Source organism: Alteromonas sp. W364, from assembly GCF_031846205.1.
In the GTDB taxonomy this organism is placed as follows: domain Bacteria; phylum Pseudomonadota; class Gammaproteobacteria; order Enterobacterales; family Alteromonadaceae; genus Glaciecola; species Glaciecola blandensis.
Genome location: NZ_JAVRID010000015.1, coordinates 20333 through 27324, shown reverse-complemented (window position 1 = coordinate 27324; position 6992 = coordinate 20333). Strand labels below are relative to the sequence as shown.

The window sequence follows — 6992 nt, the reverse complement described above, 5'->3', positions numbered from 1 at the left end:
ATTCATTAGACAGAATCCACGATAAGTACCAAAGGTCCGTAGATCATGTCTTTCTTAAAATATAATATCCTTGGTTATACAACGCTTGAGCTTAGTTTGTCTAATCAATTTTCAAAAGTATCTGCGGTTTTATCCATACTTTGAAGAATAGTAGGTTTTCCTTTTATTTCTTTTGGTTATTAATTTTTGTTCGAAAAATCAGTTTGTTGAGTAGAACAAAACAGCAATAGAAGACATCTTACCTGTTAGTGCGTCTAGGTTTGGAACAAAAGAAATGGAGTTTTTTGTGTCAAAGTTTATTGGTGAAGTTAGGCAGTTTATGCGTACTAAGCGCTATAGTCTAAAAACAGAAAAGGCTTATATTTATTGGATAAAAAGTTTTATTCGGTTTCATAGTTATAAACACCCTTCATCACTAGATAGTAAAGAGATATCTATGTACTTAACACATTTGGCAAATATCGAAAAGGTTAGTGCCTCTACACAAAACCAAGCGTTATGTGCCCTTGTCTTTTTATATAAGAAGTTCTTGAATATCGACCTTGGAGAATTAGATTTTGGATATAGCAAAAAACCTAAAAGCTTGCCCAGCGTAATGTCAACAAACGAAGTAATTAAGGTTTTAGGGCACTTAAAAGGGGTGCATTTATTAATAGCTGGGATTTTATATGGGGCTGGTTTAAGAATAAATGAAGCATTAAGTTTGCGAGTGAAAGATATCGATTTTGATAACAACAGTATTTTTATATTTAGGGGAAAAGGTCAAAAAGACAGAATATCAATTTTACCTAAGAGTTTAATTGAGCCTCTCAAAACCCAAATAGCTAGAGTTGAGAAGATACATCAGAAAGACTTGGCTGAGAATTATGGAGATACATCGCTTCCACCGAGTCTGCATAAGAAGTACAGCCAATCACTCCGAGACCTCAAATGGCAATATGTTTTTGTATCAACTACTCGTTGCATCCACCCTTACGATGGGTATGTATGTCGACATCATTTACACGCTACTTCATTTAGCAAACAATTAAGGAAAGCAGTCATTGCCTCGAAAGTGAATAAAAAAGTCAGCGCGCACACCTTTCGTCACTCTTTTGCTACTGAAATGTTGAGAGCTGGCGCCGATATCAGAACCTTGCAGGAATTAATGGGGCACAGTGATATCAGAACGACTGAGATGTACACACATGTGATTGGCGAGCGATTCGCGAGTGACACAAGTCCATTCGATAGACTTAAGATGTAAAATAAGCACACGCTTGCTAGCATGTGCCGAACATTTGTTCTCTTCTCTATTTTTTATTCGGGCTCAAGCTTTAACAGTCTGATAGAGAAATGCATACTAGCTATTTATGGCGCTTACTTTATCTTAAAAACAAAACGCCCCTGCTCGTCTACTGTTCTTGAAAATTCATCTGCAAAGTACAAATAATTCAGATGTGATAAAGCTTCCGCGATTGCGAAAAATAGATTGTGGGGATTGAGTTCACGTTTGAATAATACAGGAAGACACTCTTCCACTGTTTTTTCATCACGGCAAAATTGCCTTAAATTCTGTAAGTGCACCTGATGATGCACTAACAGTTCCTCTACTCTAGTATGCAAGCCATGAAAGGGTTGTTTGTGTGACGGTAAAACCAAGGTGTTTTCTGCTAAGTTCAAAAACTGCGGTAAAGTAGTGAGGTATTGCAACAATGAGTTTGCGTTTGGCTCTGTGCTGTAAACCCCAATATTAGGGGATATACCCGGTAAAACGTGGTCGCCCGATATCAATATTTCACGCTTTTCATTATATAAGCAAACGTGTTCAGGTGAATGGCCTCGCCCAATAATGACTTGCCAATTGTCATCACCTAGTCTCAACACATCACCTTCCTGCAAGCGTTCAAACTGCAGTGGTATTGGACGGATGACCTGACCTACCCCTTTATTCTTTTTACGATTCTCACTGGCAGTCGAAATGTACTCCGAAGACATGCCACAACGCCTTAGATACTCGTCGTCTTGCCAATCAGATGCTCCTCGACTTCCTGCAGAAAGCGCCCTACCGACAAAGTACTCTGAGTGACTCATGTATAAAGGTACTCGAAATTTTTCGACTAAATAACCAGCCATACCAATATGGTCGGGGTGCATATGAGTCACAATAACTTTACTAATCCCTTTATCTAGCTTCGCTAAGAGCGTTTCCCAGAGTTCCTCAACTCGCGTTGTGCCAATGCCTGTATCAATAAGCGCGTAGTGATCACCATCATCCAGCAGGTAAAGGTTAATATGATCTAAGTCGAATGGGAGTGGCATTCGCAACCAATATATCCCCTCGGCTACCGACTGTAAGTTACCGTCATCGGGAATAGGCGCATCAATAAAACTGACAGACATGAAAACTCCACAAAAGAACAAATGATCAGAAATACTATTAAAGAGAATTTTCAAAGATAACACCAAGCACCATTATTAATTGAGAAGTATTAGAGGGCTTGATGTTGGTTTATTTTTTGTTTTTCAGCTTCCACTTTTGGCAAAATTTACAATAAAAAAACCAGCGCAAGCGCTGGTTTTTGATAGTAAAAGTTTTGGGGAAACTTTTATTCTACGGCAGTTACCGTCACTTTTGGTGCTGTTGCATCAGGGCCTTCAACTTTAAATTGATAGGTACCTGCAGCTGGTGCACTCAGCGTTAAGTTAGCGCTATTTCCATCTTGGAATAGTACTTTTGCTTCGCCTAGCGTCACCGCTGCTTCTTCATCAGAAGTCGCTCCCAAGTTAACAGTAGACCAGTCTGATGTCGCAACCTTGAAGTTAACATCGTTCCCATCTAGGTCGATATTCACTGTGTATACGCCATCTCCTTCGTAAACCAAGGCATTATCTTCACTCCAGCCATTCATGCTGCCGCGAACAAATACGGTATTTGCTCCGAAGAAATTCTCAGCGAAAACGCGAATTTTAGGTGCATCTAAGTCTGTGCTATCAAAGATAAACACATAATCACCCGCTTCTTCGACGTTAATGAACACATTGGAACCATTCTCGGTCAAGAAAGTGTTTTGACCCAAAATCACAGTGTCATCAAGATCATCTTCACTAAATGCACCTAGGTTTGGACCGGCCCAGCCTTCGTTAGCAACTTTAAACTGATACTCTTCAGCACCCAAGTTCACAGCAACAGAGTACAAACGACCACCATCGTAGTTGAACTCATCGTCTAAGCCCCAACCGTTCATACCACCACGAAGGTATATTGGGTTACCAACATAAGGCTCTTCGTTAACGATAGTCAGTACAGGTGCATCTGTATCACTTGCATCAACGCTAAATACGTAAGTTGCATCAACACTTGGCGTAAAGCTCAGGTTATCACCACCTGGAACTAAGGTTTTCGCTTCGCCTTCAACAACAACTGGCTCATCTGTATTACCTAAGTTTATAGCACTCCAGTCTGCATCAGCTATTTTGAATGCATAGCTTGTATCACCCACCAACTCAAATGCGACTTCGTAAACGCCATCACCTTTGTAATCGAAGGCAGTAGTATCGCCCCAGCCATTCATAGAACCACGCAGCAACACCGTTGTATCGCCGTAAGGCACCACATCAGGCGCACCTGACGTTGCAAACGCTGATAAACCGTAACCACGCTCCATTCCTTGATTCTTAACGAATACTGCCATGCTTAAAGCCGGCACTGTGAACGTACCATTGCCTGATTCATCAGCACCTTCAGTAAACGAGGCGCCACGAATAGTTGGGTCAACAGAGTTAGCTAGAATAGTGTGAAGTTCAAAACCAGTAGCCGTTAAGACTTCAATTGATTTTTCTTCATACCCTGTATTGATAACAACCGCGATTGCATCGTACATCGGATCTAAGTCTTCCAACATAACATCACTGTCGGGCGTAATACCGTCATCTAGGCTCATGACAATCAAGCCTTGTTGCTGACGCGCACCAATGTTATGGAAACCAAGGCGTTGCTTAATGTCTTCAGCTGTTGTTAAGCGAAATAACTTACTGTCGGTACGAATACTCAAGTATTCTTGGAAAACCTGAGCAGCAAACTCGATGTCTGTCATTGTTGCAGCGCGCTCAGGAGAGAACATGAATGTAGAAATAGTATCCCACATGCTTTCATTATCCTCTGCCAACGGCAGACCTACATTCCAGTTGTTTGTTGCGTATGTGAAATCGATACGGCTAAACCAATCACCAGAATCATACGTGTTTCTGTCCATTGATTTAGAACGCAAGAAGTCACCACCCATTTGCAAGAATGGTAGACCTTGCGACAGCATTGGAATACCAATACCAATGTTTTGTGCACGGATACGTTCTTCAAGGGTTAAGTCACGAGGTAAGTTGTAGCTATATTGATCCCAAAGTGATTCATTATCATGTTTTGACACATAGTTAACGATATCTGCTGGATCTAAAGCATATCCACCTAACGAACTCGTTTCAGTGGCATTGCCTCCAGACGTTTCAAGAACAAAGTCAGTCAATGTGCCCGCCATCGACATTTTCACGATGTCTTGGTCACTCATAGCAGCAGCTAGGCTCATCTCGCCATCAGCGCCTAAACGGCTATTGTTAGTGCCATTGTAGAAAATGTTAGCGCGACGAATACCTTCGCGAGTTCTGTCATTGAACGTGCCAATTTCAGTGCCGGCCATGTTAATTTGATTTGCTTGCTCATAGCCACGGTCTTGACGCGTCCAACCTTCTCCGTAGAAATAGTTATCTTCATCTAACTCACGAACTTTTGCATACAAGTCAACCATGGTTTGTTTGGTCGCTTGACTCATAATGTCGAAACGGAAACCATCAAACTTATAATGTTCAGTCCAAAGTAGAAGTGAATCTTCCATGAACTTTTCCATCATACGGTTGCGTGGTTCCGTATCGTCACAGCAAGTCTCACGAACGATCGCGCCTGAATCAACTTCATAACGATGGTAATAACCAGGGACAACTTTATCGAAGACTGAGTTTTCAAACAAACCTGATGCGTTTGTATGGTTATAAACCACATCAAGTACTACTCGCAAACCAATCTCATGTAGTGACTGATTCATTGCTCTCATTTCAATAATACGCGCTACACCATCTGGATTAGAAGAGTAGCTTCCTTCTGGCGTATTGAAATGCTTAGGATCATAACCCCAGTTAAACTGGTCAATGTCACGCAATTGTTGAGCTAATGCTTGTGCAGCACCTGGCTCTGATAACACGCTAAAGCTGTTATACAATTCACCAATTGTGATATCGCGAGGCGTATTGTCTTGGCATACTTCTGCAGTTGGTTTAATAGCACACACGTCTTGGACCGTGCTAGAGAAATCAACAACCTTAGTTTCATCTTCGTTAATTGTTGCAATATCATTCGCAGGCAACATGTGGAAGTGAGTTAAGCCTTTCTCTGCCAAGGTAGCTAAATGCTGCATAGGTGCAGAGTCTTTTTCTGTAAACGCCATATACTTACCGCGATTTACTTCACTTGTAGACTCATCCAATGCACTGAAGTCGCGTATATGGCCTTCATATAAAACCGCATCTTCAGGATCCTGAATTGATGGAATAGTATGTGTATCCCAACCTTCCGGTTTCAGATCTTCATCCAACAAATTAACAAACTGTGAGAAGCGACCATTCATAGCCAAACTCACTGAGTAAGGGTCAGTCACGTCTAACACTTCAATTTCTTCGCTTTCAGGATGATAAACAGTCACTTCGTAACGGTATAGTTGTCTGTCTATATCCATCGAACCAGCATAAGTCCAAATACCGTTAGTATCGTCATATGCCATTGCATTCGTTGAAATCAAACGTTTGTCTTCGCCATAAAGTTTCAATGCAACATTTGACGCAGTCGGTGCCCACACTCGAGCTTCAATACCAGAGTCGGTATAAACCGGTCCAAGGACAGCCTCATCGGCATCGTTCTCACCGACAGTGTATAGTTGGTCTAACACATTCGGAATTTGGATGCGTGTCGCTGCAACTAATTTACCTTCGTCATTATAAGCACCTAAAACAGCCTGAGTTTTCAAGACGGCTTTTGCGTCATCGACAGTCCACTCACCTGCAAAAGCCGGTAAGCTTGAAAGATGCGGAGCAATCGCCTGTTGTTCATCTGTTAAATCGACTTCGGTCAAATCAGCTACTGTGCCATTCAAGCCATCTTCTAAAGTCACTTCTAAGCTAGCGTCAGCTGAATAGTGAAGCTTCACAGAGTCAACTACCGCAAAATCGACATCCCAAAGTAATGTGGACGCATCAAGCCAGTGCGCTTGCACACCATCTATCGATACGGGTTGCTCACCTAGTGAATCAATAGGGAATTCATAGATAGTGGGTACACCAGAGAACGTAAAGTTCATACGAGCAAAACGCTCATCATCTGGTTGTTGCAATGGACCTTTAAAGTCGCCACCACCCAATTCTTTACCAGCATCGTCAGTACCGATGTGAATAATGAAGTTATGACATGCGCCTGGTGTTGCAGCGTAACCGGGTTTTAAATCTAATACCCAGTAAGCACCATAGGTCGGATCGATACCGTCATGTATACGGCCATCTTCCCATGCAGTATCTGCATCCGCATATGCATCACACGCATCGTTGCTCCAAGTATGCAAGCGATAGCCTTCATAAGCGGGATCGCCAGCACTGTTGTCAGCATCAACCGCTATACGGTTGTAATACAATACTGCTTGGTCAACACCTGGGAACACGACCGGATCCGGCAAGCTTGAATTGAAACCAACCACACAGGCATCGTTTGTGTCATTTGGCACAGTAGGTGCTGGACAACTGATAGGTGGTGGCGGAACGCAGGCTGTTGCATCCGAATTGGGAATATTGGGAACTGAACAAGTTAGTGCAACCTGCCCCGACTCCACTTCTGAACCGCCACATCCTGACAATACAAAGATTGAAAGTAATATAGCAGAGTAGCTAATGATACTTTTACGACTAAACATAGCTTTACG

General features: G+C 42.2%; 3 protein-coding genes. 1 reads left to right on the top strand and 2 read right to left on the bottom strand.

What is annotated here, in order from left to right:
- Positions 1–286: 286 nt before the first annotated feature.
- Complete coding sequence (locus tag RM556_RS17115; protein WP_311360499.1) at positions 287–1246, top strand: integron integrase; 960 nt, start codon at positions 287–289, stop codon at positions 1244–1246.
- Between the two features lie 113 nt (positions 1247–1359).
- Here the strand turns inward: RM556_RS17115 and RM556_RS17110 are convergent, their stop codons facing one another.
- Positions 1360–2382 carry an MBL fold metallo-hydrolase gene (locus tag RM556_RS17110; RefSeq protein WP_311360500.1) on the bottom strand — a complete coding sequence of 341 codons (1023 nt, stop codon included), beginning with the start codon at positions 2380–2382 and terminating at the stop codon, positions 1360–1362.
- Positions 2383–2588: 206 nt separating this feature from the next.
- Positions 2589–6983 (bottom strand): pullulanase-type alpha-1,6-glucosidase, encoded by a 4395-nt coding sequence (gene pulA, locus RM556_RS17105; RefSeq protein ID WP_311375188.1) that lies wholly within the window; start codon positions 6981–6983, stop codon positions 2589–2591.
- Positions 6984–6992: the final 9 nt, after the last annotated feature.